Here is a 25,933-nt window from a genome sequence, read left to right as displayed (position 1 = left end):
TTATGCTCCTTTCCCTGTGATGTTCACTGTTGGGTTAATGATGCCGTATAGCAGGTCAACAATGGTGTTCGTTACTACGAAGATAAGACCAACGAAGATAACGTATGCGGTAATCAGTGGTGTATCCACTCGGTTAATCGCTTCAAGGAATAGGAAGCCGGTGCCCGGCCACTGGAATACAGTTTCAGTAAGAATGGTGTAAGCCACCATAGTACCAATCTGAACACCACCTACCGTTAGTACAGGTAGCATTGTGTTTTTCAGAGCGTGCTGGTAGTAAATCTTGTTCAGTTCCAGACCTTTCGCTTTACCAAACTTGATGTACTCAGAGCTCAGCACTTCTAGCATCTCTGAACGAACCAGACGAATGAAAAGCGGTAGCATGATAGACGCAAGCGCGATACTTGGCAGAACTAAGTGTGCAAGGCCATCTAGCGTTAGGAAACCAGACTCCCAGCCAAACCAGTTTGCAGTTTCACCACGGCCAAACGACGGCAGCCAGCCAAGTTCAATTGAGAAGACATACATCAGCATGATTGCCGTTAAGAAAACAGGCACAGAGATACCGATACTACTGCCCGCCATCACCAGCTTAGTGAAGAAACTTTTTGGGTGTATTGCTGAATAAACGCCAAGTGGAATCGACAGACAAACGATGATCAGAGAAGCGCCAAACACAAGTTCAAGCGTCGCCACCAGCTTATCTAAGATTACGTCCACTGCAGGGCGTTTAAAGAAATATGAAGTACCAAGATCACCTTGTAGAGCTGCGCCTACAAAGCGAGTGTATTTTGTAATGAAGGGATCATTTAAGCCGAGTTCATCACGCAGCGCTTGACGCTCCGATTCTGACACAGATTGACCGACTAACTCACGCAACGGGTCGCCCAGGTTATCCTGAATGGCAAACGCCACCAAACTGATCACAAACATCACTATCAGTGCCTGAAACAGGCGCTTGACCAGAAACGTAACCATTCCTTGCCCCTTATCTATCCATGATTATCTAATCAAAATCCGCGACCAGATAACAAAAATTCAGTCTTAAAAAAGGTATTTAGCCAGACTGAAGGAAGACCAAATACCTAAACTTAAATATATTTCTTAATAGTTTGAGAGCCTGAAAGCTTCAGGCTCTCGATTCTAGCAAGCTAGGTTATTTTACAACTAGATCACCGAAGTAAGGGAAGTTCATGCCGTTGATAATTGGACCAATCTCAACGTTACTCTTAGCTGCCCATGAAGGGTCTTGCCAATGAAGTGGTACGAACGCAGCTTCATCATATAGGACGGCTTCAACTTGCTTCAGCATCGCACTTCGTTTAACAAGATCAGTTTCTGAATTCGTTTCTAAAACTACTTTATCGATTTCAGAATTTGAGTAGTGACCACAGTTATACTGACCTTTACCTGTAGCTTCATCACGGGTCATCGTGAGGAATTCAGAGAAGTTCGCAGAGTCTTCAGTATCAGGGTGCCAACCAATCATCATCATATCAGCAGCACACTTATCAAACTCAGGCCAATACTGCGCTTTAGGCATAGTTTTAAGATCAACTTTAATACCAATCTTAGATAGCATTGCCGCCGCTGCTTGCGCAATCTTAGCATCGTTCACATAACGATTATTTGGTGCCATCATAGTTAGCGTAAAGCCATCTTCATAGCCCGCTTCTTTCATCAGCTCTTTTGCTTTTTTAACATCATAGCGAGGTTTTAGTTCTTCGTTATAGCCAGCGTATCCCACAGGGCTCTGTTGCGCAGCTGCAGTAGCCGCACCTTTCATGATTTTTTTAACGATACCTTCGTTGTTAATCGCATAAACAATCGCTTGACGAACGCGCACATCTTTCAGTGCCTCATTACTGCTTTGGTTCATTTGAAAGGTAATAATACGCGTTCCAGGCATTGTATATAAATCAACACCATCAGCATTTTTAACTCGCTTGTAATCATTTGGTGCAACAGGCGCGATCATATCAACATCACCGGAAAGAATAGCAGCGACTCGCGTTGCATCTTCCTTAATTGGCACAAGCGTAAGCTTGTCGACATTACCTTTTGAAGCGCTATCCCAGTAATCAGCGAAACGTTCAAACTCAACCTTAACACCCTGTTCACGAGACTTGATGATAAAAGGCCCCGTTCCAGACTCATTGGTTGATGCAAAGGAGTTACCATGCTTAACCAACTCAGATTTGTCTTTTCCGTCTGCAGTTTTTCCAGAGTAGAACTTGCTGTCCATTGGGAAAATATAGGTCGCCACATTTTCGATCAATGGATACGTACCATCAGTCTTAACTTCAACGGTATAGTCATCTACCTTAGTCAAAGATACCAAAGGACCAAAGATGCCTTTGAAATCTGCCGAAGACTTCAAACGTTCGAAAGTCCAAACTACATCATCAGCTGTAAATGCATTTCCTGAGTGGAATTTGACTCCCTTACGAAGATTGAAGCGCATAGTCTCGTTATCAATTCGCTCCCAGCTTGTCGCTAGACGGCCTTCGAAGTCCATCTCTTGAGTGAAACGTACTAGAGGGTCAAATACCATGTGAGACATTTGCAGTGTACCACCAGACAGCTGCTCGTGCGGGTCAAGTGATACAGGGTCAGCTGCATAGCCAACGGTAATATCTGCTGCTGCTGCACTAAAGCTTAGGCCAGCTGCCATCAAAGCTACTGCTAATTTGCTTTTCATGGTTTTCATTGCATAACTCCTTCATGCGGGAATCCAGATCCCTAGTTGTTGTATTTGCGTCTGTTTATTGTTGTTAGCAAGCTAAACTCCAGCCTGCTGACTTTTATACCGCGGCTTGTGCCACTGCTTTTTCTTCTCTCAAACCTGTAAATTCAGGCATTAAAGAAATCAGTTGTTTGCTGTATTCATGCTGAGGTGATTGGAATAGCTGCTCTGTAGGCGCAACTTCCAATAGTGTCCCCATCTGCATCACGCCAACACGGTCACACATTTGGCGAATAACCGGTAAATCGTGACTAATGAACAGCATGGTTAGGTTTAACTCGTCTTGTAAGTCTTTTAGTAGGTTGAGGATTTGAGCCTGTACCGACACATCCAGTGCCGATGTTGGTTCATCACAAATCAAAAGACGTGGGCGAGTCGCCAAAGCGCGAGCGATAGAAATACGCTGACGTTGACCACCTGAGAATTCGTGTGGGTACTTCACCCCAGCCATTTTACCTAAACCAACGTGCTCTAGCAGGTCATTAACGATCTGACGAGTTTCGCTTTCGTTGCGAGTAAGCTTATGGAATCGAATAGGTTCAGCAATGATGTCGAATATCTTCATTCGAGGGTTCATTGATGTATAAGGGTTTTGGAAAACCATCTGCATTTGGCGACGCATAGGGCGACGCTCTTTTTCAGATTTCAGGCCAGTCAGGTCAACGCCTTCAAACGTTACCTTGCCCGAGTTTGGCGCGTACAAACCAGCAATTACACGAGCAATCGTTGATTTACCTGAGCCTGATTCACCCACCAAACCAAACGTCTCACCTTCATGCACCTCAAAGCTAACGTTGTTCGACGCTTGTACGTACTCACGGCGGCTCTCGAAGAACGAATCTTTAGTGGTGAAACGCAGGTTTACGTTTTCAACATTTAATAATGGGCCTGTGTAATCACGGTGATCTTGGCTTTGACCCAACCAGTGATTTTTCACATCAAGTGGTTCCATCTCGTGTGCTTCTTCGATGTAGCTCACTAGTGGGAAACGATCGAGTTTACGGTCTGAACGCGGAACCGCAGAGATCAAGCTGTGTGTGTATGGGTGTTCTGGCGTACCAAGCACTTTGGCAGTTGGGCCAAACTCAACTAAGTCACCACGATACATTACGGCTACACGATCGGTTACGTTAGATACCACACCCATGTCGTGCGTTACCAACATACAACCTACGTTTTTCTTAATACATAGATCGCGAATCAAACCTAAGATTTGGTCTTGGATAGACACATCCAGTGCGGTGGTTGGTTCATCTGCGATGATAAGGTCAGGCTCACCTGCCAATGCAATCGCTATAACCACACGCTGACGCATACCGCCAGAGAATTGGTGAGGATACTGTTTTAAGCGGTTTTCTGGCTGTGGGATACCAACTTGATTCATCAAGTCGAGGGAGCGTTCATAGGCTTCTTGATCAGAAACCTTCATGTTGGCGTGAATCGTTTCTTTTAACTGCTGTTCTACGGTGAATAGAGGGTTAAGAGACGTCATTGGATCTTGGAAGATAAAACCAATCTTTGAGCCGCGAACAGAACGCATCTGTTCAGGAGATAAGCCAGAGACTTTTTCGCCATCCAGAAATACCTCGCCGCTAGCAATGCGACCAGGAGGGCTCAACAGATCGATAACCGCGTTACCTACCGTTGACTTACCAGCACCAGATTCGCCTACAACACCAACAATCTCACCACGTTCAATATTGAACGAAAGCGATTTAACTGCGGCGTGAACTCCATGACGAGATGGGTATTCGATACGAAGATTTTTTACTTCTAAAAGTGACATTACCAGACCTCTACTGCTTTGGCAGCTTTCTGCCCTGTCTGCAAAATTGAATCCATTCTTACCAGAATATTGTTCTGATATTTTATACGATTGACAATTTGGCAAATAATTCACAGAAAATCAACAAAAATAGGATAAAAAGTCGACATTAAACGCTTAACAAGCAAAACCAACACATAACTATTCACCACAAAGGCATATAGTAAGAAAAAACAGCATTATACTAGTGGTAATAAACACTCACAAAACCCTTGCCACAACTTACTTGTAAAGCTAAAGCCATGGTTGAGAGCAGATCTCACTACCAATCATCAAAAACAAATAATTATTCCAAAAAACAATTAACACTATAGAAACATAATCTAATTTATCTATTTATATCAAACAGAACAACTAAATAGGGTTGTGTGAGCCATATTTACAACCATTAATATAGGTTAGGCAAATATGAGATAACAAAACAAGCAGATGGATAAATTAGTTGGAATTTTCGGCGATTTGAGAGGGGGAAAAATGCTAAATACGGACATTAATCGACAGTATTGGGGTTAGGTTTCATTTTTCGTAAAAGTCCTTAGATCAAACCTATCAATCTGTCGAATTTATTAGCCATTAAATTATATAAAATTAGATATAGATCGACCGGTTTAATGAATTGTGGTTTTGTGTGGAGAAGAGCAGTCACATTGAACGCGTGACACTTCGAAGAGGTTATTTTTCTTGTACCGCATTTATGGCACGGACGGCTAGTTAAGGCTATTTATAGTAGGTTCGATCGGGTTAGCTCTCAAGCCAACAGCCTTCTGGGCACAAATACTCTAAACACCAAACGAAAAAAGCCCCGTCATTTCTGACGCGGACGGCTAGTTGAGGCTTTCTTATAGTGGTCGGTGAAGAGGGAGGCGATGCGACTGGGCTTTCACCGGGCTGGCGATCCAGCCCCCGACACTCAGGTCTAAAGCCATCTATATTTCAGATGTAAAAAAGCCCCGTCATTTCTGACGAGGCTTTCTTATAGTGGTCGGTGAAGAGGGATTCGAACCCCCGACCCTCTGGTCCCAAACCAGATGCGCTACCAAGCTGCGCTATTCACCGACAAAATTAATGGGGTGGCTAACGAGATTCGAACTCGCGACCACCGGAATCACAATCCAGGGCTCTACCAACTGAGCTATAGCCACCACTAATCTTTTTGTATAACCGCTTAACAAGCGATTATTGAAATAGTGGTCGGTGAAGAGGGATTCGAACCCCCGACCCTCTGGTCCCAAACCAGATGCGCTACCAAGCTGCGCTATTCACCGACTAGTTTTGTATCGATTCTTGGGATAGTGAATCAACACTGGAAGCCGAAGCTACCGATAATTTGTAAAGAAAGAATGGGGTGGCTAACGAGATTCGAACTCGCGACCACCGGAATCACAATCCAGGGCTCTACCAACTGAGCTATAGCCACCATAATTTCTTTTTCTGCCAATTTCTCGCTTACCGAAGTAAGTGACCGGATGGCGCGCCTGAAAGGATTCGAACCTTCGGCCTTTGGCTCCGGAGGCCAACGCTCTATCCAGCTGAGCTACAGGCGCATGCCCTGTCGGCGGAGTGGAATAATACGTATATCACCCAATGCCGTCTAGTACTTTTTTAACTTTTTTTTCTGTTTGGTCTCTTTTTCGACAGTTAATATGTGATAAACCCCTTATTTGAGTACTACAACCCGCCACAGCTTATAAGTTGTTGTTTATTGCAACAACTTATCGGGATATAATCACCCATTATTTACATTGGTTTAACAGTTGCTCTTTACTGGTTAAAGCCAAAACACCCCCTCCAACACTATAATTTGGTAAGCATGTACTTACCTTGGGAATGTAAAGTGAGTTTAATGGATATGTCTCGTCGAATTTTAAGCGTTGTCATCGCAGTTTTAACCTTCTCAACTGGTGCAATGGCTTCAGGCCTAAGTAAAGCAGAGCAAGATGCAATTGCTGAGCGCATCAAACCAGTTGGTCAAGTATACCTAGTCGGCAGTGAGCCAGTAGCCGCTGAACCAACAGGCCCTCGTGATGGCGCAACAGTTTATGGTACCTTTTGTATAGCTTGTCACGCATCTGGCGTAAGTGGCGCACCTAAAACAGGTGATGCTGGTGACTGGGGTCCTCGTATTGCTCAAGGTCGCGATGTTCTGGCTGACCACGCAATCAACGGCTTCAACGCGATGCCAGCAAAAGGTTCATGTATGGACTGTTCAGACGACGAAATCAAAGATGCTATCGAGCACATGATTGCTGGTCTGTAATTTGCCGATCTATAGTTAAAAATGCCAAATTCAAAAAAGGTGACCATCAGGTCACCTTTTTTATTGTCTTCTATATAGTGCTATATAAAGCAGAACATTACTTCTTATTGAACATCGCTCGAATATTGGCAATGTGCGCCTGCCCTTTCTCCATTCGCTCTTCAGCAGACTGTAGCTTCTTCACGCTTTCCCATTCCACATCATCATGCGGCAATTCATCAAGAAAACGACTCTGTGTTGGCTTAATTAACTCACCAAACTGACGACGTTCACGACACTTAGTAAAAGTCAGCTCTTTCTGCGCTCGAGTAATACCCACATACATCAGGCGACGCTCTTCCTCAACGTTACCTTCATCAACACTGGTTTGGTGCGGCAAGATGCCCTCTTCTGTTCCCATCAAATACACATATGGGAACTCCAAGCCTTTCGATGCGTGTAGTGTCATTAACTGTACTTGGTCAGCATCGTCATCGTCTTCACCTCGTTCCATCATGTCGCGCAGGGTTAAGCGTTGCACGACCTCACGCAGCGTCTTCTCTTCTTTATCGTAATTATCACCTTCTAAATCGGCGACAATCCAGCTATAGAGATCAGAGACGTTCTTCATACGCATCTCTGCCGCTTTCGGGCTTGCTGAGGTTTCGTATAACCAATCTTCGTAGTTAATATCGCGAACCAAAGCACGAACCGCATCTACGGTATTGCCACGCTCTGCGTTATCTGAGATACGAACAATCCAATCCGTGAATCGACGCAGGTTCTCTAAGCCTCGGCCTGTTAGGGTTTGCTCTAAACCCATCTCAAAGCTGGCCTCAAACAAGCTCTTGCCACGCATGTTGGCGTAGCTACCTAACTTCTCTAGCGTAACCGGGCCTATCTCACGGCGTGGCGTGTTTACAATACGTAGGAAGGCGTTGTCATCATCAGGGTTCACCAACACACGCAAGTAAGCCATGATGTCTTTAATTTCCGCTCTAGCGAAGAACGAGGTACCGCCAGAGATCTTGTAAGGCACACGGTTCTGCATCAACGCTTTTTCAATTAAGCGCGATTGGTGGTTACCACGGTAAAGCACCGCGTAATCTTTATACTCAGTACGGTTCAAAAACTTGTGTGCGATGATCTCACCAGTAATACGCTCAGCCTCATGCTCCTCGTTCTTGGCATTCAATACCTTAAGCTTTTCGCCGTCTGGGATCTCAGAGAATAGAGACTTCTCATATACGTGCGGATTGTTGGCGATCAGGATGTTCGCTGCACGCAAGATTCGACTGGTTGAGCGGTAGTTTTGCTCCAGCTTAATTAAGCGAAGGTTTGGATAGTCCTCACCCAGCAACACTAAGTTTTGCGGTTTCGCACCACGCCATGAGTAAATAGATTGGTCATCGTCACCTACTACCGTCAAACGCCCACGCTCTCCAACCAGTAAGCGAACCAATTCGTACTGGCTAGTGTTGGTATCTTGGTATTCGTCCACAAGTAGATAACGAATACGCGACTGCCAACGTTCACGCACTTCTTGATTGGTTTTGAGTAATTGTACTGGCAGTGCAATCAAGTCATCAAAGTCGAGGGCGTTGTAGGCCTTCATCTGTTTTTGATACATCTCGAAGCAGAACGCAAATAGCTGCTCTTGCTCTCCTTGAGCGCGCGCTTTCGCCTGGTCTGGCGTCAGCATGTCATTCTTCCAATTCGAAATTGCACTCATCAATGCACGCAGTAAATCCTTGTCGCCATCGATTTGTCTTTCAGTTAGCTCTTTTAATAGGGCTAACTGGTCTTGGTCATCAAATAGAGAGAAGCCCGCTTTTAGGCCCAGCGCTTTGTACTCGCGACGAATAATGGTTAGGCCCATAGTATGGAACGTCGAAACGATAAGTCCTTTCGCTTCACCTTTACCTAAGGTTTGCCCAACACGCTCCTTCATCTCACGCGCAGCTTTATTGGTAAAGGTCACAGCCGCGATGTTACGCGCCTTGTAGCCACACTCCTGAACCAAATAAGCAATCTTATTGGTGATAACACGTGTTTTGCCTGATCCAGCGCCTGCTAATACTAAACAGGGTCCTGAAACATACTTCACGGCTTCATCTTGTCTGGGGTTCAGTTTCATTTGGTTCTCTATCTGTTTTTACAAGGTCAAATTAGTCGCGTGCCTATAGTAATGCTGCAACATCACGAATGCTACGTTCTCCTATTGAAGAATTTACATCATTCATACAAAAGGGGGTTACACATAAGTCTAGTTATTAGGCTATAATGAATGAACGTTCATTCGCTGGGGTGATAAGTATATGACAATTCATACACATAGGGACAAACGCCAGCAAATACTTTCTGCTGCAGAAAAACTGATTGCTGACGTCGGTTTTCAAGGTCTGTCGATGCAAAAGCTTGCAAAGGAAGCTGGAGTCGCTGCGGGGACGATATATCGCTACTTCGACGATAAAGAACACTTGATTGCTGATGTTTGTGTACTCGTAACTCAACGAGTAGCTGATGCTGTTCAAGAAGGCGTGAACGATTCAGATCCAATCAAGCAACGCTATAGAACCATGTGGCTTAACATCTGGAACTTAGCAGGAACGAACTTGGCTGCGATTAAAAATCGGGTCCAGTATGAGGCTCTACCCATCACAAATAGCCTAAACTTCAGGGAACTTGAACGGAAAATGTTTGACCAAGTTGAGCAGCTATTTAATGAGGGGAAAGAGCAAGGGTTGTTTAAACCGCTTCATAACGAAGTATTAAGCGGGTTGAGCTTAGCGGCTAGTGTTTCTCTAGCGCGAAAGCATTCTTTAGGATTTTACCAAATGGATGAGGCAGCATTAGAAGCAGCAATAGAAGCCAGTTGGGACGCAATAATTACACACTAGATCGGAGTTTTGACCATAATGAAAAAGTGGACTTTCTTCATGTTACTCATCGCTGTATTACTTTTCGGCAGCGTTATTGGGTTTAACATGTTCAAGCAACAAAAAATAGCGGAATACTTGGCAAATCGCCCTGAACCAGAGTTTCCTGTCACCGTTACTGAAGTTCAGCCGATCGACTGGGTTCCGGTGATTGAAGCTATCGGCTTCATCGAACCAAACCAAGGTGTCACTCTAGCGAATGAAACCAGTGGTGTAATCGACCAAATTTCTTTCGAATCAGGCACTGAAGTTAAAAGCGGTCAGCAACTTGTTCGTTTAGATTCTGATGTTGAGAAAGCGAATTTGAAAAGTTCTGAAGCGCGCTTACCTGCTGCAAAAGCGAAGTACAAGCGTTACCAAGGCCTATTCAAAAAAGGGTCTATCTCTAAGGAAGCTTATGACGAAGCAGAAGCAAACTACTTCTCTCTTTCGGCTGATATTGAGAGCTTAAAAGCGTCTATCGATCGTCGTGAAATTCGCGCACCATTCGATGGCACCGTTGGTATCCGTAACGTTTACCTAGGCCAGTACCTACAATCAGGTACAGATATCGTTCGTCTAGAAGACACCAGTGTAATGCGCCTACGCTTCACAGTATCTCAAACTGACATCTCTCGCATCAGTGTGGGTCAAGCGGTTGATATCTTCGTTGACGCTTACCCTGAAATCCCATTTGAAGGATCAATCAGTGCTATTGAGCCAGCAGTAAGCGTACAAAGCGGTCTTATTCAAGTTCAAGCAGACATTCCAAACAATGATGGCAAGCTTCGTAGCGGTATGTTTGCTCGCGCTAACATCATTCTGCCTAAACTAGAGAACCAAGTAACCCTGCCTCAAACAGCGATTACTTTCACTCTATACGGTGACAATGTTTACATCCTGAATGAAGAAGACGGTGTTCAACGCGTTACTCAACATGTTGTAAAAGTTGGTGAACGTACCGCTGATATCGCACACATCCTTGAAGGTGTGAAAGTTGGCGATACCGTTGTGACTTCTGGCCAAGTACGTCTAAGTAACGGTGCCAAAGTTAAGGTTGTGGAAAGTGATGCAATCACACCACCAACTGAAACACCTAAGCTGTAACTGGAGGCATAATGCGCTTTACTGATGTTTTTATTAAACGTCCAGTTCTAGCGGTATCCATCAGCTTTTTGATTGCTCTGCTTGGCTTACAAGCAATCTTCAAAATGCAGGTGCGTGAATACCCTGAAATGACGAATACCGTCGTAACCGTGACCACGAGTTACTACGGGGCAAGTGCCGATCTTATTCAAGGCTTTATCACCCAGCCCCTCGAACAGGCTGTGGCACAAGCGGATAACATCGATTATATGACTTCATCTTCTGTACTCGGTAGCTCTACGATTACCGTTAACATGAAGTTGAACACCGACCCGAATGCAGCGCTATCTGACATACTGGCCAAGACAAACTCGGTTCGTTCTCAGCTTCCAAAAGAAGCGGAAGATCCAACCGTAACCATGTCGACCGGTTCAACAACGGCGGTACTCTACATTGGTTTTACTGGTGATGAGTTGGTTTCGAGCCAAATTACCGATTATCTAGAGCGTGTAATCAACCCGCAGCTATTTACGGTAAACGGTGTATCGAAAGTCGACTTAATCGGTGGTATGAAATACGCACTACGCGTGTGGCTAGACCCGTCAAAAATGGCTGCCGTTGATCTAACGGCTAGCGATGTGATGTCGGTACTGAATGCCAACAACTACCAATCGGCAACCGGTCAAGCAACGGGTGAGTTCGTTCTCTACAACGGCAGTTCTGATACCCAAGTATCTAACGTTGAAGAGCTAGAGAATCTTGTAGTACGAAGCGGTGAAGGCGAAATCATCCGTCTATCTGACATTGCTAAGGTTTCTCTAGAGAAAAGCCACGATGTGTACCGTGCAAGTGCGAACGGTCAGGAAGCGGTTGTTGCAGCGATTAACGCGGCACCAAGTGCTAACCCGATCAACATTGCAGCCGATGTTCTTGAGCTTCTTCCTCAGCTAGAGAAGAACCTACCAAGCAACATCTCAATGAACGTAATGTATGACTCAACGATTGCGATTAACGAATCGATTCAAGAGGTTATCAAGACCATCCTTGAAGCAGCATTAATCGTACTGGTTGTAATTACCTTGTTCCTAGGTTCGTTCCGTGCGGTACTGATCCCTATCGTTACTATCCCACTGTCTTTGATTGGTGTAGCAATGGTAATGCAGGCAATGGGCTTCTCTTGGAACCTGATGACGCTACTGGCAATGGTACTCGCCATCGGCCTGGTAGTAGATGATGCGATCGTAGTGCTAGAGAACGTCGACCGACATATCAAGCTCGGGGAATCCCCTTTCCGTGCTGCAATCATCGGTACTCGTGAAATTGCGGTACCCGTTATTGCAATGACATTAACGCTAGGCGCGGTATACGCTCCGATCGCGATGATGGGTGGTATCACAGGCTCACTATTTAAAGAGTTTGCTTTAACCCTAGCGGGTTCAGTATTTGTATCCGGTATCGTGGCATTAACGCTGTCGCCAATGATGTGTTCAAAAATGCTGAAAGCTCATGCAGAGCCAAGCAAGTTTGAAAAAAAGGTACATAGCGTACTGGATGGTATAACTAACCGTTACGAGCGTATGCTTGGTGCGGTAATGAACCATCGCCCGGTATTCATTGGTTTTGCGGTTATCGTATTTGCCAGCTTACCGATGCTGTTTAAGTTTATCCCAAGTGAGTTAGCACCTTCTGAAGATAAAGGTGTGGTCGTGCTAATGGGTACAGCACCATCAAACGCAAACTTAGACTTCATGCAAAATACCATGAGCGACGTAAACACGATTCTGTCTGATCAGCCAGAAGTGGCGTATGCACAGGTGTTTACTGGTATGCCAAATGCAAACCAAGCGTTTGGTATCGCATCTATGGTTCCATGGGGTGAGCGTAAGGAAAGCCAGTCAGCAGTGACTAATCGCGTAGGTGAGCTAGTAAAAGACGTACCAGGAATGTCAGTAACGGCGTTCCAAATGCCTGAACTTCCAGGTGCCGGTTCAGGCCTTCCAATTCAGTTTGTTATTACAACACCAAACAGTTTTGAGAGCTTGTTCCAAATCACTACTGACATCTTGGCTGATGTAGCATCGAACCCACTGTTCGTTTACTCAGATCTTGATCTGAACTACGATTCAGCAACGATGAAAGTACACATCGATAAAGACAAAGCAGGCGCATACGGTGTGACCATGCAAGATATTGGTATCACACTTGGTACAATGATGTCTGATGGCTACGTAAACCGTATCGACTTAAACGGTCGTTCTTATGAGGTTATCCCTCAGGTAGAGCGTAAGTTCCGTTTGAACCCTGAATCGATGAATAACTACTACGTTCGTGCTGCAGATGGCAGAGCGGTGCCACTGGGCAGTTTAATTACGATTGATGTTGTGGCAGAGCCTCGCTCTCTTCCTCACTTCAACCAATTGAACTCAGCAACGATTGGTGCAGTACCAGCCCCGGGCGCAGCCATGGGTGATGCGATTGCGTGGTTTGAAGATACGGCAACGAACAAGCTACCAAGTGGCTACAACCACGATTACATGGGTGAAGCACGTCAATACGTAACAGAAGGTAGCGCACTTTACGCAACCTTTGGTTTGGCGCTAGCAATCATCTTCTTAGTACTGGCGATTCAGTTCGAATCTCTAAAAGATCCATTGGTTATCATGGTATCTGTACCACTGGCGATTTGTGGTGCCTTAATTGCTCTAGCTTGGGGCGCGGCAACGATGAACATCTACTCACAAGTAGGTTTGATCACGCTGGTCGGTCTGATTACCAAGCACGGTATCTTGATCTGTGAGGTTGCAAAAGAAGAACAGCTGCATCACCACAAAACTCGTATTGAAGCGGTAATGGAAGCGGCGAAAGTTCGTCTTCGTCCAATCCTGATGACAACGGCAGCTATGATCGCGGGCCTAATCCCACTAATGTACGCAAGTGGTGCGGGTGCAGCTCAGCGTTTTAGTATCGGTATTGTAATCGTTGCAGGTCTAGCGATTGGTACTATCTTTACGCTGTTTGTACTGCCAGTGATTTACAGCTACCTAGCTGAAAAACACAAACCTCTTCCTGTATTTGTTGAAGACAAAGATCTAGAAAAACTAGCTCGCGTCGATGAAGCAAAAGCAGCACACAGAGAATTAGCAGACAACAAGTAATCGCTGAGTCGTAAAATAATTAAAAAGGCTACTTCGGTGGCCTTTTTTTATACGCGATAGGCGACATCTTAGATGTGATTAAATAGAATAGTGATAAATAGTCAGGAGTTTTAATCGATATGTTTGATCCAAAAAAACTAGAGCAAATTGCTAAGCAGATCCACGACTCTATGCCTCAGCCAGTGAAAGAACTAGGTTCAGACGTAGACCAGAAAGTTCGCCAAGTTATCCAAGGCCAGCTAAACAAACTAGATGTTGTAAGCCGTGAAGAGTTTGATGTTCAAACTCAAGTACTACTGCGCACTCGTCAAAAGCTGACTGAAATGGAACAAAAGCTTGCAAAGCTAGAAGCTAAGCTTGCAGACAAGTAAGCACTCAAGCGAGCAAAGATAAGAGGGCTGACGTGAAAACGTCAGCCCTTTTTTATGCACTCGAGTTTTTCGATCTAGACTCCTAACAACACTCCGAGTCGCGATACATCTTTCCCAATAAACAAAAAGGCTTGGTCAACGGCGACCAAGCCTTTTAATTAGATGTTGTGTTTTTTATTTATGACTCCAGTTTTTGGAGCTCTTTAAATTTGTTCGATGTTATCGAGTTAAGAGATTAGCCACCTACTGCGATGCGCTTCATGTCGCTCATGTAGCTACGTAGCTCTTCACCGATGTACTCAACTGGGTGGTTACGGATAGCTTCGTTAACTTCGATTAGTTTAGCGTTATCTACTTGGTTAGATACTTCACCTAGACCACGACCGATTACGTCTGTTGCTACTGAAGGCATGAACTTCTCACGTAGTAGTGGTGTTGCAACGTTAGCGAACAGGTAGTTACCGTATTCAGCAGTATCAGAGATTACAACGTTCATTTCGTATAGGCGCTTACGAGCAACCGTGTTCGCGATTAGTGGAAGCTCATGTAGAGACTCGTAGTATGCAGACTCATCGATGATGCCAGATGCTGTCATTGCTTCGAACGCTAGCTCAACACCTGCACGAACCATAGCAACAAGTAGGATGCCGTTATCGAAGTACTCTTGCTCAGAGATTTCTACATCAGAAGCTGGGTAATTTTCGAATGCTGTTTCGCCTGTCTCTTCGCGCCAGCCTAGTAGGTTCGCATCGTCGTTCGCCCAGTCAGCCATCATAGTGCTAGAGAATTCGCCTTGGATGATGTCGTCCATGTGCTTGTTGTAAAGCGGACGCATTAGGTCTTTTAGCTCTTCAGAAAGCTCAAATGCTTTGATTTTAGCTGGGTTAGATAGACGGTCCATCATGTGAGTTACGCCACCAAACTTAAGCGCTTCAGTGATCGTTTCCCAACCGTATTGTAGAAGCTTACCTGCATAGCTTGGGTCGATACCATCAGCAACCATCTTCTCGTAAGATACGATAGAACCAGCTTGTAGCATGCCACAAAGGATTGTTTGCTCACCCATAAGGTCAGATTTAACTTCAGCAACGAAAGAAGACTCTAGACAACCTGCGCGGTGACCACCTGTACCAGCAGCCCAAGCTTTAGCGATATCCCAACCTTCACCCTTAGGGTCATTCTCTGGGTGAACAGCGATTAGTGTTGGAACACCAAAACCACGCTTGTACTCTTCACGTACTTCAGTACCTGGACACTTAGGTGCAACCATTACAACGGTTAGGTCTTTACGGATTTGCATGCCCTCTTCAACTACGTTGAAGCCGTGTGAGTAACCTAATGCAGCGCCTTCTTTCATTAGAGGCATTACTGTTTCAACTACGTTAGTGTGTTGTTTGTCTGGAGTTAGGTTGATTACTAGATCCGCTTCAGGAATCAGCTTCTCGTAGCTATCTACTTCAAATCCGTTCTCTTTTGCGTTTTTGTAAGACTGACGTTGCTCGTCAATCGCCGCCTGACGTAGAGCGTAAGCCACGTTTAGGCCTGAATCACGCATGTTTAGACCTTGGTTAAGGCCTTGAGCACCACAACCAACAATTACGATTTTCTTGCCTTCAAGGTATTCAGCTTCTGTCGCAAATTCTTCACGATCCATGAAGCGGCAACGACCTAGTTGGTCTAGTTGTTCACGAAGGTTTAATGTATTGAAATAGTTAGCCATTTGAGGCACTCCTTTAAAAATAAGTCCGTAAGGTCGATATCTCTCTATCGAATGACTTCATACTAAAACAGACATTCCGTTGCTGAAAGTGATATATTCACAATTAGTTATTGCAATAAATGCAACATGGAAACGATCACAGAACATGAACATAAAATCTCTACAATTATTTATACATTTATGTGATAGCAAGAGTTTCAGCAAAACCGCTGCAGCCATGCATGTCAGCCCTTCTGCACTGAGCCGTCAGATACAAAAGCTTGAGGAAGAAACAGGACAGGAACTGCTTATCAGGGACAACCGCAGCGTTGATCTCACTCCGGCAGGAAAACACCTATTGCCAGTAGCGTTGAGTATTGTTGGAGAGTGGCAGCAATATAACCTTCACCTAAAAGGCGGTGAACAAGAGTTAAAGGGGGAGATCAGGATATTTTGCTCCGTGACTGCAAGCTATAGCCATCTTCCTGAGCTAATTACCGAATTCAGAGCCATTCACCCATATATCGAGTTCAAGCTTTCTACAGGCGACCCTGCTCAGTCTATCGATAAGATATTAAATGACGAAGCAGACATCGCGATTTCAGCGAAACCAGACATCCTCCCTTCAAGGTTAGAGTTCGAAACCATTAGTGATATACCACTATCTGTCATCATCCCATCTGGTGTCAGTAGCTTTACTCAACAACTGCAATCCGACAAGCCAAACTGGAATGAAGTGCCTTTTATCATCCCTGAAGCGGGTACAGCGCGTGAACGAGCCAATGCATGGTTTAAAAAGATGAAGATAAAACCCAACATATACGCGCAAGTTTCTGGCCATGAGGCGATTGTAAGTATGGTGGCACTAGGGTGTGGACTTGGCATCGCACCTGATGTGGTCATAAACAACAGTCCAGTAAGAGATAAGGTTAGCCGCTTAAAGATAGAGCCCATCAAGCCATTTGAGTTAGGCGTATGTTGTAAGCGAGCACAGCTAGATAACCCTCTAATTCGAGCGTTCTGGAAAGTCGCAGAAGGTAAGTATTTGGCTGACTAGTTGTCACGGCTTTCAATACTAAGAAGGGAAGAGCACGTTAGTGCTCTTCCCTTTTTTATTTATATATCGCAGATAAGAGAAAAGCCCGCTGATTTCTCAGCGGGCTTTTCTAATGGTGGTGGAGGGATAGGGATTTGAACCCTAGAACCGCTATTAACGGTTGCCGGTTTTCAAGACCGGTGCTTTCGACCACTCAGCCATCCCTCCAACAAGTTGTCATCAACAGATTAGTACACTGTTGAGGTTGTTATTTGCATAGCAAATAACGAAATCAAAGCCTGGCGATGTCCTACTCTCACATGGGGAAGCCCCACACTACCATCGGCGCTATTGTGTTTCACTTCTGAGTTCGGCATGGAATCAGGTGGGTCCACAATGCTATGGTCGCCAAGCAAAATTTTGCTTTTACTTTCAGCTTTTTTAAAAACTGAAGGCAAAATAATCTGGAAAGCTTATTAAAAGTGTTGTCTCATCAAACTCATTCAAGCGTTTGTATCTTTGAGTCCATCAAAACCCCTTGGGTGTTGTATGGTTAAGCCTCACGGGCAATTAGTACAGGTTAGCTCAACGCCTCACAGCGCTTACACACCCTGCCTATCAACGTTCTAGTCTTGAACAACCCTTTAGGACACTTAAAGTGTCAGGGAAAACTCATCTCAGGGCTCGCTTCCCGCTTAGATGCTTTCAGCGGTTATCGATTCCGAACTTAGCTACCGGGCAATGCCATTGGCATGACAACCCGAACACCAGAGGTTCGTCCACTCCGGTCCTCTCGTACTAGGAGCAGCCCCCTTCAATTTTCCAACGCCCACGGCAGATAGGGACCGAACTGTCTCACGACGTTCTAAACCCAGCTCGCGTACCACTTTAAATGGCGAACAGCCATACCCTTGGGACCGACTTCAGCCCCAGGATGTGATGAGCCGACATCGAGGTGCCAAACACCGCCGTCGATATGAACTCTTGGGCGGTATCAGCCTGTTATCCCCGGAGTACCTTTTATCCGTTGAGCGATGGCCCTTCCATTCAGAACCACCGGATCACTATGACCTGCTTTCGCACCTGCTCGAATTGTCATTCTCGCAGTCAAGCGGGCTTATGCCATTGCACTAACCACACGATGTCCAACCGTGTTTAGCCCACCTTCGTGCTCCTCCGTTACTCTTTGGGAGGAGACCGCCCCAGTCAAACTACCCACCAGGCACTGTCCGTAATCCCGATTCAGGGACCAACGTTAGAACATCAAAACTACAAGGGTGGTATTTCAAGGACGACTCCACCACATCTAGCGACGCGGTTTCAAAGTCTCCCACCTATCCTACACATGTAGGTTCAATGTTCAGTGCCAAGCTGTAGTAAAGGTTCACGGGGTCTTTCCGTCTAGCCGCGGGTACACTGCATCTTCACAGCGATTTCAATTTCACTGAGTCTCGGGTGGAGACAGCGTGGCCATCATTACGCCATTCGTGCAGGTCGGAACTTACCCGACAAGGAATTTCGCTACCTTAGGACCGTTATAGTTACGGCCGCCGTTTACCGGGGCTTCGATCAAGAGCTTCGACCGAAGTCTAACCCCATCAATTAACCTTCCGGCACCGGGCAGGCGTCACACCGTATACGTCATCTTACGATTTTGCACAGTGCTGTGTTTTTAATAAACAGTTGCAGCCACCTGGTATCTGCGACTCTCGTCTGCTCCATCCGCAAGGGACTTCACTGATAAGAGCGTACCTTCTCCCGAAGTTACGGTACCATTTTGCCTAGTTCCTTCACCCGAGTTCTCTCAAGCGCCTTGGTATTCTCTACCCGACCACCTGTGTCGGTTTGGGGTACGATTCCTTACAATCTGAAGCTTAGAGGCTTTTCCTGGAAGCATGGCATCAATGACTTCACTACCGTAGTAGCTCGACATCGTATCTCAGCGTTAAGAAGAACCGGATTTACCTAATTCTTCCGCCTACGTACTTGAACCTGGACAACCGTCGCCAGGCCCACCTAGCCTTCTCCGTCCCCCCATCGCAATTGTAAGAAGTACGGGAATATTAACCCGTTTCCCATCGACTACGCCTTTCGGCCTCGCCTTAGGGGTCGACTTACCCTGCCCCGATTAACGTTGGACAGGAACCCTTGGTCTTCCGGCGAGGGAGTTTTTCACTCCCTTTATCGTTACTCATGTCAGCATTCGCACTTCTGATACCTCCAGCAGCCCTTACAGACCACCTTCAACGGCTTACAGAACGCTCCCCTACCCCACGCACATAAGTGCGTAGCCGCAGCTTCGGTGTATAGCTTAGCCCCGTTACATCTTCCGCGCAGGCCGACTCGACCAGTGAGCTATTACGCTTTCTTTAAATGATGGCTGCTTCTAAGCCAACATCCTGGCTGTCTGAGCCTTCCCACATCGTTTCCCACTTAGCTATACTTTGGGACCTTAGCTGGCGGTCTGGGTTGTTTCCCTCTCCACGACGGACGTTAGCACCCGCCGTGTGTCTCCCGGATAGTACTTACTGGTATTCGGAGTTTGCAAAGGGTTGGTAAGTCGGGATGACCCCCTAGCCTTAACAGTGCTCTACCCCCAGTAGTATTCGTCCGAGGCGCTACCTAAATAGCTTTCGGGGAGAACCAGCTATCTCCAGGTTTGATTGGCCTTTCACCCCTAGCCACAAGTCATCCGCTAATTTTTCAACATTAGTCGGTTCGGTCCTCCAGTTGATGTTACTCAACCTTCAACCTGCCCATGGCTAGATCACCTGGTTTCGGGTCTAATCCTAGCAACTGTACGCCCAGTTAAGACTCGGTTTCCCTACGGCTCCCCTAAACGGTTAACCTTGCTACTAAAATTAAGTCGCTGACCCATTATACAAAAGGTACGCAGTCACACCACGAAGGTGCTCCTACTGCTTGTACGTACACGGTTTCAGGTTCTATTTCACTCCCCTCACAGGGGTTCTTTTCGCCTTTCCCTCACGGTACTGGTTCACTATCGGTCAGTCAGTAGTATTTAGCCTTGGAGGATGGTCCCCCCATATTCAGACAGGATATCACGTGTCCCGCCCTACTCGTTTTCACTGATGATGAGATGTCGACTACGGGGCTATCACCCTTTATTGCGGCACTTTCCAGAGCCTTCGTCTGTCTCATTAAAAGCTTAAGGGCTAATCCAATTTCGCTCGCCGCTACTTTCGGAATCTCGGTTGATTTCTCTTCCTCGGGGTACTTAGATGTTTCAGTTCCCCCGGTTTGCCTCTTGCTGCTATGTATTCACAACAAGATACTTACTTATGTAAGTGGGTTTCCCCATTCGGAAATCCCAGACTCAAATGACTTTTACTGTCTAATCTGGGCTTATCGCAAGTTAATACGTCCTTCATCGCCTCTGACTGCCAAGGCATCCACCGTGTACGCTTAGTCACTTAACCATACAACCCGAAAGGGTCTTAGTGTATGGCAACTAACCAAGGTTTTTGGTTGTAACAAGAAGGGTTAGTTCTTATTACGTGTTTGCCGGACTCAATATGATTCAAACAAGTTTGAATCGAATACAAGACACTTGAATGTGTTTGTGTTGTGTTTATCCAAAAGATAAACATTGAGAACTTTTAATTTGATTAACTCTTAGAGTTAATCAGTCAGCTTTCCAAATTGTTAAAGAGCATGTATTCCGAAGAATTCATTTTCTAAAGACTCTCACAGTCGAAAAAACCAACCAACGACATAAGAAGTGGTTTGGAGTTTTAACTTCCAAGAATATTTAGAGAATGGTGGGCGATACCGGGCTCGAACCAGTGACCCCCTGCTTGTAAGGCAGGTGCTCTCCCAACTGAGCTAATCGCCCACTAAAAGTTTTAATTCCTTCGTGGAGAAAGAATGGTGGGTCGTGCAGGATTCGAACCTGCGACCAATTGATTAAAAGTCAACTGCTCTACCAACTGAGCTAACGACCCAATGGTATCCCGTAGGGGAGTCGAACCCCTGTTACCGCCGTGAAAGGGCGGTGTCCTAGGCCTCTAGACGAACGGGACACTGGATTGAAGAACTTGGGAGTTCTTCGTCTCTTTTACTTTCTAAACCTAATCAATCTGTGTGGACACTTATCGTGAATATCTTCGTATAAGGAGGTGATCCAGCCCCAGGTTCCCCTAGGGCTACCTTGTTACGACTTCACCCCAGTCATGAACCACAAAGTGGTGAGCGTCCTCCCGAAGGTTAAACTACCCACTTCTTTTGCAGCCCACTCCCATGGTGTGACGGGCGGTGTGTACAAGGCCCGGGAACGTATTCACCGTAGCATTCTGATCTACGATTACTAGCGATTCCGACTTCATGGAGTCGAGTTGCAGACTCCAATCCGGACTACGACGCACTTTTTGGGATTCGCTCACTCTCGCAAGTTCGCTGCCCTCTGTATGCGCCATTGTAGCACGTGTGTAGCCCTACTCGTAAGGGCCATGATGACTTGACGTCGTCCCCACCTTCCTCCGGTTTATCACCGGCAGTCTCCCTGGAGTTCCCGACATTACTCGCTGGCAAACAAGGATAAGGGTTGCGCTCGTTGCGGGACTTAACCCAACATTTCACAACACGAGCTGACGACAGCCATGCAGCACCTGTCTCAGAGCTCCCGAAGGCACACCTGCGTCTCCGCTGGCTTCTCTGGATGTCAAGAGTAGGTAAGGTTCTTCGCGTTGCATCGAATTAAACCACATGCTCCACCGCTTGTGCGGGCCCCCGTCAATTCATTTGAGTTTTAATCTTGCGACCGTACTCCCCAGGCGGTCTACTTAACGCGTTAGCTCCGAAAGCCACGGCTCAAGGCCACAACCTCCAAGTAGACATCGTTTACGGCGTGGACTACCAGGGTATCTAATCCTGTTTGCTCCCCACGCTTTCGCATCTGAGTGTCAGTATCTGTCCAGGGGGCCGCCTTCGCCACTGGTATTCCTTCAGATCTCTACGCATTTCACCGCTACACCTGAAATTCTACCCCCCTCTACAGTACTCTAGTTCACCAGTTTCAAATGCAGTTCCGAGGTTGAGCCCCGGGCTTTCACATCTGACTTAATGAACCACCTGCATGCGCTTTACGCCCAGTAATTCCGATTAACGCTCGCACCCTCCGTATTACCGCGGCTGCTGGCACGGAGTTAGCCGGTGCTTCTTCTGTTGCTAACGTCAAGAAATGCCGCTATTAACGACACCCCCTTCCTCACAACTGAAAGTACTTTACAACCCGAAGGCCTTCTTCATACACGCGGCATGGCTGCATCAGGCTTTCGCCCATTGTGCAATATTCCCCACTGCTGCCTCCCGTAGGAGTCTGGACCGTGTCTCAGTTCCAGTGTGGCTGATCATCCTCTCAGACCAGCTAGGGATCGTCGCCTTGGTGAGCCATTACCTCACCAACTAGCTAATCCCACCTAGGCATATCTTGACGCGAGAGGCCCGAAGGTCCCCCTCTTTGGCCCGTAGGCATCATGCGGTATTAGCCATCGTTTCCAATGGTTATCCCCCACATCAAGGCAATTTCCTAGGCATTACTCACCCGTCCGCCGCTCGACGCCCTTAACGTTCCCCGAAGGTTCAGTTAAGTCGTTTCCGCTCGACTTGCATGTGTTAGGCCTGCCGCCAGCGTTCAATCTGAGCCATGATCAAACTCTTCAATTTAAGATTTTGTGACTCAACGAATACTGACTTCAAAACTACTGTGTAATTTTAAAGCTATTACCATTCCAACAGAATGATAATGAATTGACTGTGCCGATAATAAAATATCGATTGGTCACTCAGTTCATTGAAATCAAGTTGAAACCGAAGTTTCATTTTTTGATATTCATCAACGAGTGCCCACACAGATTGATAGGTTTAAATTTTTAAAGAGCTTTTCCTTTTTGAGCCTCGCTCAAATCGGACGGCCATTTTAGCGATTTAAGTTTTAGTGTCAACCACTATTTTCAAAACTTTTTTCAAGCGCTTGGCTTGGCTAATTTGGCTTGCTGATTCGTTCTGGTTTCCTAAGAAGCCATCCCGTGTCAGCGAGGTGGCATTATAGAGATTTCGATCACACTGGCAAGCCCTTTTTTAAGTTTTTTTCGTTTTTTTATTCGTTCGATTAAAAAGAACTCAAAACGCCTCAAAAGTAGGCTTTTATCTTACATATTCTTCAGTTTTTCAGTGAACAAAGAGACTTTTTCCCAGTTTGTGTACTCAACTTCCTTCGTTGTATCCGTTTCACCACCTGTCATATTCATAATAAAGCGGATCATGGTTCTATCGAACCAGTTATAACGTGGGTAATAGAGGGCACCTGCAAATACACCGATTAAAGTCGGCTGCCATGGAGACTTGATAAGGAACTTCTTAATATACGCACTGCCTTCTGGTGTATCTTTGCCTTGGTCTTCTTTACGCGCCGTTAAGTTCACGCAGAAGAACGCAACCTTGCTTGATTGCAACTGAGTAAGGTTGGCATCAATAAATTGATATAGCTTCTTATTAAGGTGGCCATAACGAATCGATGCGCCAATCAACACTCTGTCGTACTGAGCAAAGTCCACCTTGCCAATAGTGTGCAGATCTTGAAGCTCACATTCGAACTCACTCATTTCTTCTTTTATATAGTTCAAGATTTTCTTGGTCTGCCCTTCACGGCTTGAATACAAAAATAGAGCTTTTGCCACAATGTTGTCCTTAGCTACGCCAAAACGTAGGGGTCAATAAGATTAATAAGGTGAAGATTTCTAATCGGCCAAACAGCATAGATACGATAAGTACCCATTTTGCTTTGTCGTTCACATCGCCAAAGTGCACCGCGACTTCACCAAGGCCCGGGCCAAGGTTATTTAATGTCGCCGCTACCGCAGAGAAAGCACTCAACTCGTCCATACCAGTTGCAATAAGAGCCAGCATACAAACCACAAACACTAATGCGTATGCAGAGAAGAAGCCCCAGACCGCATCTACGACACGTTGTGGTAGTGCAGAACCGCCAACCTTGATGGTATAGACAGCCCGAGGGTGAACAAGACGCTTCATTTCACGAGCACCTTGCAGAGTAAGTAGTAAGATTCGAATCACTTTCATACCACCACCCGTAGAACCTGCACATCCCCCTATAAAAGAAGAGAACAAAAGCAGTACGGGTAAGAACAATGGCCACTCTGAGAAACCAGTCGTTGTAAAACCAGCGGTCGTAGAGATAGACACGGTTTGGAACAAGGCTTGATCGAAAGCATCGTAGTACGAGTCATAAGAGTGATGATTGAGCAGTAATAAGAAACAAACCAAGAACAGTACTGCCTGAATAAAGATAAAGGCACGGAACTCAGGATCTTTCCAATAGTACTTAGGATGCACACCACCTGAAGCAAATGCAGCAAAGTGAAGAGAGTAATTACACGCAGATATAAGCAGGAACACCACGGTAATCATGTTAATAGCCGGGCTGTTGAAATAGCCCATGCTTGCATCGTGAGTGGAGAAGCCACCAATAGCAATAGTAGAGAAGCTATGACTGATTGCATCAAAGAAGCTCATACCGGCTAGCCAAAACGCCACCGCACAAGCAATGGTTAGGCTGAGATAGATGTACCACAGCGCTTTTGCCGTTTCAGCGATACGCGGAGTCATTTTGCTGTCTTTTACCGGGCCTGGAATCTCAGCTCGGTACAGCTGCATACCACCGATACCCAGAACAGGAAGAATGGCTACCGCCAATACGATGATACCCATACCACCGAACCATTGCAGGAACTGGCGATAAAACAAGATCGCCTTAGGTAAATCATCAAGGCCGACAATCACCGTCGCACCGGTAGTGGTCAGTGCAGAAAAGGATTCGAAGAAGGCATCGGTTACCGAAACATTGGGGTTATCAGCGATCAAAAACGGCAACGCACCCGCACTACCGATTACAGTCCAAAACAGAACCACAATCAAAAAGCCATCGCGCGCTTTTAACTCATGCTTATAACGTCGGTTTGGAAACCAACACGTCGCACCACAAAATAACAGAACAAAGAAAGTCGTTACAAATGGCACACCCGCACCATCTCGATAGATCAGAGCGACTAACGCAGGTGCGAGCATTGATACACTAAAAAGTGCTAATAATAATCCGACGATTCGAATAATTGAGCGAAATTGCATGAGCTATTGAACGAAGCGAAATGCTTCACACTTCCTAGTTGTCTTTTACTTTCGTTACCAGTGCCTTGGCACCGCTTTTATTGATCATGGTTTGGGTAAACGCATCTACCTGAAGGAGCTCTATCTCAATAATAAGCTCAACTTGCACACCATAATCCGCTTGGATCTCAACAACCTGATGCTGAGCCATGATGGATTGTGCGATTGGCACAAAGCCATAGTCTAACTCTAGCCGTAATTTTGTGGTTATTTTTTTCTCGATAGTTTGAAGCAGCTTGAGAGCTTGTTGCACTCCGCCACCATAAGCTTTAACCAAACCACCGGTTCCAAGCTTAATTCCGCCAGAGTAACGCGTGACGACAGCCGTTAATTCACCCACACCAGATCCAGACAATTGCGCCAAGATAGGCTTACCCGCGGTACCGGAGGGTTCTCCATCATCACTAAAGCCCCAAAGCATTGAGTCTTCAGGTCGACCAGCAACAAAGCCCCAACAATTATGCCTCGCTGAAGCGTGCTCTTTTTTTACCTGCTCTACGAACTGCTTCGCGGCTTCTACACTTGGAGTATGCGCAAGGTGAGTAATAAAGATGCTCTTCTTGATCTCTTCTTCAAACCGAGCCGGAGCTGACGGTATTAAATAAGGCTGTTCATTCATATCGTTAACTTAATTAATAAGAGCGGCGAAGTGTATC

General features: G+C 45.9%; 14 protein-coding genes, 9 tRNA genes and 3 rRNA genes. 6 read left to right on the top strand and 20 right to left on the bottom strand.

Annotation, left to right across the window (positions count from 1 at the left end):
* From OCV52_RS00240 to OCV52_RS00205, 8 genes are all read right to left on the bottom strand, one after another.
* A complete protein-coding gene (locus tag OCV52_RS00240; RefSeq protein ID WP_061033080.1) occupies positions 1-978 on the bottom strand; it encodes an ABC transporter permease in 978 nt (325 codons plus the stop codon).
* Positions 979-1,156: 178 nt separating this feature from the next.
* Positions 1,157-2,710, bottom strand: a complete 1,554-nt coding sequence (locus tag OCV52_RS00235) for an ABC transporter substrate-binding protein (protein WP_105025664.1) — start codon at positions 2,708-2,710, stop codon at positions 1,157-1,159.
* A gap of 94 nt (positions 2,711-2,804) precedes the next feature.
* Positions 2,805-4,532, bottom strand: coding sequence for a dipeptide ABC transporter ATP-binding protein (locus tag OCV52_RS00230; RefSeq protein ID WP_004740930.1), 1,728 nt, complete (start codon positions 4,530-4,532; stop codon positions 2,805-2,807).
* Positions 4,533-5,550: 1,018 nt separating this feature from the next.
* Positions 5,551-5,627, bottom strand: a tRNA-Pro gene (locus tag OCV52_RS00225).
* A gap of 10 nt (positions 5,628-5,637) precedes the next feature.
* Positions 5,638-5,713: transfer RNA gene (locus tag OCV52_RS00220), tRNA-His, on the bottom strand.
* 46 nt (positions 5,714-5,759) lie between these two features.
* Positions 5,760-5,836: transfer RNA gene (locus tag OCV52_RS00215), tRNA-Pro, on the bottom strand.
* Between the two features lie 76 nt (positions 5,837-5,912).
* Positions 5,913-5,988, bottom strand: a tRNA-His gene (locus tag OCV52_RS00210).
* A 50-nt stretch (positions 5,989-6,038) separates the two neighbouring features.
* Positions 6,039-6,115, bottom strand: a tRNA-Arg gene (locus OCV52_RS00205).
* A 299-nt stretch (positions 6,116-6,414) separates the two neighbouring features.
* On the opposite strand from OCV52_RS00205, the gene OCV52_RS00200 reads away from it, so the two are divergent.
* Positions 6,415-6,828, top strand: a complete 414-nt coding sequence (locus OCV52_RS00200) for a c-type cytochrome (RefSeq protein WP_137408741.1) — start codon at positions 6,415-6,417, stop codon at positions 6,826-6,828.
* A 97-nt stretch (positions 6,829-6,925) separates the two neighbouring features.
* On the opposite strand, the gene rep is transcribed toward OCV52_RS00200, so the two are convergent.
* Entirely contained in the window at positions 6,926-8,944 is a 2,019-nt protein-coding gene (gene rep / locus OCV52_RS00195; protein WP_137408740.1) for a DNA helicase Rep, read from the bottom strand.
* Positions 8,945-9,125: 181 nt separating this feature from the next.
* Between rep and OCV52_RS00190 the strand changes: the two genes are divergently transcribed.
* The 4 genes from OCV52_RS00190 (at position 9,126) to ubiK (ending at position 14,337) form a co-directional block, all read left to right on the top strand.
* On the top strand, positions 9,126-9,707 hold the full coding sequence (locus OCV52_RS00190) for a TetR/AcrR family transcriptional regulator (protein ID WP_004740926.1): 582 nt from the start codon (positions 9,126-9,128) through the stop codon (positions 9,705-9,707).
* An 18-nt stretch (positions 9,708-9,725) separates the two neighbouring features.
* Positions 9,726-10,832, top strand: a complete 1,107-nt coding sequence (locus OCV52_RS00185; RefSeq protein WP_137408739.1) for an efflux RND transporter periplasmic adaptor subunit — start codon at positions 9,726-9,728, stop codon at positions 10,830-10,832.
* Positions 10,833-10,843: 11 nt separating this feature from the next.
* A complete protein-coding gene (locus OCV52_RS00180; protein ID WP_137408738.1) occupies positions 10,844-13,966 on the top strand; it encodes a multidrug efflux RND transporter permease subunit in 3,123 nt (1,040 codons plus the stop codon).
* A 119-nt stretch (positions 13,967-14,085) separates the two neighbouring features.
* A complete protein-coding gene (gene ubiK, locus OCV52_RS00175; RefSeq protein ID WP_137408737.1) occupies positions 14,086-14,337 on the top strand; it encodes a ubiquinone biosynthesis accessory factor UbiK in 252 nt (83 codons plus the stop codon).
* 235 nt (positions 14,338-14,572) lie between these two features.
* On the opposite strand, the gene ilvC is transcribed toward ubiK, so the two are convergent.
* Positions 14,573-16,057, bottom strand: coding sequence for a ketol-acid reductoisomerase (gene ilvC, locus OCV52_RS00170; RefSeq protein ID WP_008224071.1), 1,485 nt, complete (start codon positions 16,055-16,057; stop codon positions 14,573-14,575).
* A gap of 145 nt (positions 16,058-16,202) precedes the next feature.
* Here ilvC and ilvY point away from each other — a divergent pair, with 145 nt between their 5' ends.
* Positions 16,203-17,093, top strand: a complete 891-nt coding sequence (gene ilvY / locus OCV52_RS00165; RefSeq protein ID WP_137408736.1) for an HTH-type transcriptional activator IlvY — start codon at positions 16,203-16,205, stop codon at positions 17,091-17,093.
* 116 nt (positions 17,094-17,209) lie between these two features.
* Here the strand turns inward: ilvY and OCV52_RS00160 are convergent.
* The 10 genes from OCV52_RS00160 to OCV52_RS00115 form a co-directional block, all read right to left on the bottom strand.
* A tRNA-Ser gene (locus tag OCV52_RS00160) sits at positions 17,210-17,300 on the bottom strand.
* A 69-nt stretch (positions 17,301-17,369) separates the two neighbouring features.
* Positions 17,370-17,485 (bottom strand): 5S ribosomal RNA (gene rrf / locus OCV52_RS00155).
* A gap of 136 nt (positions 17,486-17,621) precedes the next feature.
* A 23S ribosomal RNA gene (locus tag OCV52_RS00150) occupies positions 17,622-20,512 on the bottom strand.
* 340 nt (positions 20,513-20,852) lie between these two features.
* Positions 20,853-20,928: transfer RNA gene (locus OCV52_RS00145), tRNA-Val, on the bottom strand.
* A 33-nt stretch (positions 20,929-20,961) separates the two neighbouring features.
* Positions 20,962-21,037: transfer RNA gene (locus OCV52_RS00140), tRNA-Lys, on the bottom strand.
* Positions 21,038-21,039: 2 nt separating this feature from the next.
* Positions 21,040-21,115: transfer RNA gene (locus OCV52_RS00135), tRNA-Glu, on the bottom strand.
* 89 nt (positions 21,116-21,204) lie between these two features.
* Positions 21,205-22,757 (bottom strand): 16S ribosomal RNA (locus tag OCV52_RS00130).
* The 16S, 23S and 5S rRNA genes sit together here with 4 tRNA genes alongside, the layout of an rRNA operon.
* 485 nt (positions 22,758-23,242) lie before the next feature.
* Positions 23,243-23,770, bottom strand: coding sequence for a menaquinone-dependent protoporphyrinogen IX dehydrogenase (gene hemG, locus OCV52_RS00125; protein ID WP_061033935.1), 528 nt, complete (start codon positions 23,768-23,770; stop codon positions 23,243-23,245).
* 10 nt (positions 23,771-23,780) lie between these two features.
* Positions 23,781-25,238, bottom strand: coding sequence for a TrkH family potassium uptake protein (locus tag OCV52_RS00120; protein ID WP_008223210.1), 1,458 nt, complete (start codon positions 25,236-25,238; stop codon positions 23,781-23,783).
* Positions 25,239-25,272: 34 nt separating this feature from the next.
* Complete coding sequence (locus OCV52_RS00115) at positions 25,273-25,896, bottom strand: YigZ family protein (RefSeq protein WP_137407582.1); 624 nt, start codon at positions 25,894-25,896, stop codon at positions 25,273-25,275.
* Positions 25,897-25,933 lie beyond the last annotated feature (37 nt).

This window comes from Vibrio chagasii, assembly GCF_024347355.1.
Lineage (GTDB): Bacteria > Pseudomonadota > Gammaproteobacteria > Enterobacterales > Vibrionaceae > Vibrio > Vibrio chagasii.
The sequence above is the reverse complement of the archived record's forward strand: the minus strand, read 5'-3'. Positions and strand labels throughout refer to the sequence as shown.

Bases quoted from the DNA above. Each gene is read 5' to 3' on its own strand.
- OCV52_RS00190 (WP_004740926.1), top strand. From the start codon at position 9,126: ATGACAATTCATACACATAGGGACAAACGCCAGCAAATACTTTCTGCT.
- OCV52_RS00230 (WP_004740930.1), bottom strand. From the start codon at position 4,532: ATGTCACTTTTAGAAGTAAAAAATCTTCGTATCGAATACCCATCTCGT.
- ubiK (WP_137408737.1), top strand. From the start codon at position 14,086: ATGTTTGATCCAAAAAAACTAGAGCAAATTGCTAAGCAGATCCACGAC.
- ilvY (WP_137408736.1), top strand. From the start codon at position 16,203: ATGAACATAAAATCTCTACAATTATTTATACATTTATGTGATAGCAAG.
- OCV52_RS00185 (WP_137408739.1), top strand. From the start codon at position 9,726: ATGAAAAAGTGGACTTTCTTCATGTTACTCATCGCTGTATTACTTTTC.
- OCV52_RS00120 (WP_008223210.1), bottom strand. From the start codon at position 25,238: ATGCAATTTCGCTCAATTATTCGAATCGTCGGATTATTATTAGCACTT.
- OCV52_RS00115 (WP_137407582.1), bottom strand. From the start codon at position 25,896: ATGAATGAACAGCCTTATTTAATACCGTCAGCTCCGGCTCGGTTTGAA.
- ilvC (WP_008224071.1), bottom strand. From the start codon at position 16,057: ATGGCTAACTATTTCAATACATTAAACCTTCGTGAACAACTAGACCAA.
- OCV52_RS00200 (WP_137408741.1), top strand. From the start codon at position 6,415: ATGGATATGTCTCGTCGAATTTTAAGCGTTGTCATCGCAGTTTTAACC.
- OCV52_RS00235 (WP_105025664.1), bottom strand. From the start codon at position 2,710: ATGAAAACCATGAAAAGCAAATTAGCAGTAGCTTTGATGGCAGCTGGC.
- rep (WP_137408740.1), bottom strand. From the start codon at position 8,944: ATGAAACTGAACCCCAGACAAGATGAAGCCGTGAAGTATGTTTCAGGA.
- OCV52_RS00240 (WP_061033080.1), bottom strand. From the start codon at position 978: ATGGTTACGTTTCTGGTCAAGCGCCTGTTTCAGGCACTGATAGTGATG.
- OCV52_RS00180 (WP_137408738.1), top strand. From the start codon at position 10,844: ATGCGCTTTACTGATGTTTTTATTAAACGTCCAGTTCTAGCGGTATCC.